This is a genomic window from Ideonella sp. P3_A4 (assembly GCF_056403075.1).
This window is the reverse complement of the sequence record NZ_JBFUGE010001074.1, coordinates 1-1,300: the sequence shown is the minus strand read 5'-3', so window position 1 is coordinate 1,300 and position 1,300 is coordinate 1. Positions and strand designations below refer to the sequence as shown.

Genomic DNA, 1,300 nt, shown 5'->3' with positions numbered 1-1,300 from the left:
GCGCAGAATAGCGTGCTAACGTGGCCAAAAGCCTCGCGATGCCGGGCAATAAATTTGAGCGAACGTTGGGTATGAAAGAATACAAACTGCTTTCCTGGCCAGACCTGCCCGCCGAGTTTCGGCGCACCGGCTTTCGCCGATTGCTGAGCGATCTGTCTCAGCGCCACATCAGCGAATCGTCGCTGCTCAAGCGCGACGGCGTCAAACCGGCCGAAGTGCGCGCGCTGCTGCAGTTCCTGGCCACTCGCAACGTGCTGGAAGTTCGCACCGCCGCCCCCACAGCCGGCCGCTGGCGACCCGACTTTGCAGGTTGGCTGCGCCGCCTGACAGCCTGACGCGACCCCGCGCATCAACCACCCACTGAGCCAGGCACTGCCTGGCTCAGTTGCTTTTTGGGGGTGGTTTTGACCCCGCGAACGCGGGGCCGAAACCATTGAACCGGCCAACGGCCAGTTCAATGGTTTTCGCGGGCGTGGTTGATCGTGTACTTCGGCAGCTCGATCGTCACGTCCTCGTCACTGACGATGGCCTGGCAGGACAGGCGCGACGTCGGGGTCAGGCCCCAGGCCTTGTCCAGCAGGTCTTCCTCGATCTCGTCGAGCTCGCCCAGCGAGTTGAAGCCCTTCTTGACGATCACGTGGCAGGTCGTGCAGGCGCAGCTCATCTCGCAGGCATGCTCGATCGCAATACCGTTTTCAAGCAGCGCCTCGCACACCGACACACCCGGCTCGGCCTGGATCTCGTCGCCCTGCGGGCACAGCTGGGCGTGGGGAAGGATTCGAATCACGGGCATCGGTCAGATCTCGTCCAGCCCGCGCCCAGTGAGCGCGGTGCGAATGCCGCGGTTCATGCGCGCCGCGGCAAAAGTTTCGGTGCCATCGGCCAGCGCTTCGACGGCCCGGTTGATGGTGTCGGGCTCGTTGCCCTTGGCGGCGTCACGCACCAGTTCCAGCAACTGCGCAATTGACGTGCGCTCGGCTTCGTCGAGCAGGTCGCCGTCGGCGGCCAGCGCCGCTTGCGTCGCCAGGTCCATACGCTCGGCTTCGACACGCGCTTCGCGCAGCGCGCGGGCCTGCATGTCGGCTTCGGCGCTGGAGAAGCTTTCCTTCAGCATGCGGGCGATGTCGTCGTCGGCGAGGCCGTAGCTGGGCTTGACCTGCACGGCCGCCTCGACGCCCGAAGCCAGCTCGCGGGCGCTGACACTCAAGAGCCCATCGGCGTCGACCTGGAAGCTGACGCGGATGCGCGCAGCGCCCGCCACCATCGGCGGGATGCCGCGCAACTCGAAGCGCGCCAGCGA

General features: G+C 65.8%; 3 protein-coding genes. 1 reads left to right on the top strand and 2 read right to left on the bottom strand.

Annotated features, from left to right (window positions below; all coding sequences use genetic code 11):
* The first annotated feature begins 20 nt into the window (after positions 1–20).
* The gene (locus AC1DYI_RS35950; RefSeq protein WP_477208870.1) at positions 21–335 is read left to right on the top strand and encodes a hypothetical protein; all 315 of its coding nucleotides are present in this window, start codon (positions 21–23) and stop codon (positions 333–335) included.
* Between the two features lie 119 nt (positions 336–454).
* Here AC1DYI_RS35950 and fdx read toward each other — a convergent pair whose 3' ends face one another.
* Positions 455–793: an ISC system 2Fe-2S type ferredoxin gene (fdx, locus tag AC1DYI_RS35945; protein WP_477208869.1), complete on the bottom strand. Its 339-nt coding sequence runs from the start codon at positions 791–793 to the stop codon at positions 455–457.
* Positions 794–796: 3 nt separating this feature from the next.
* A partial coding sequence (locus AC1DYI_RS35940) for an Hsp70 family protein (RefSeq protein ID WP_477208868.1) occupies positions 797–1,300 on the bottom strand: 504 nt, incomplete at its 5' end.

Coding starts and splice junctions, on each gene's coding strand:
- fdx (WP_477208869.1), bottom strand. CDS start 793: ATGCCCGTGATTCGAATCCTTCCCCACGCCCAGCTGTGCCCGCAGGGC.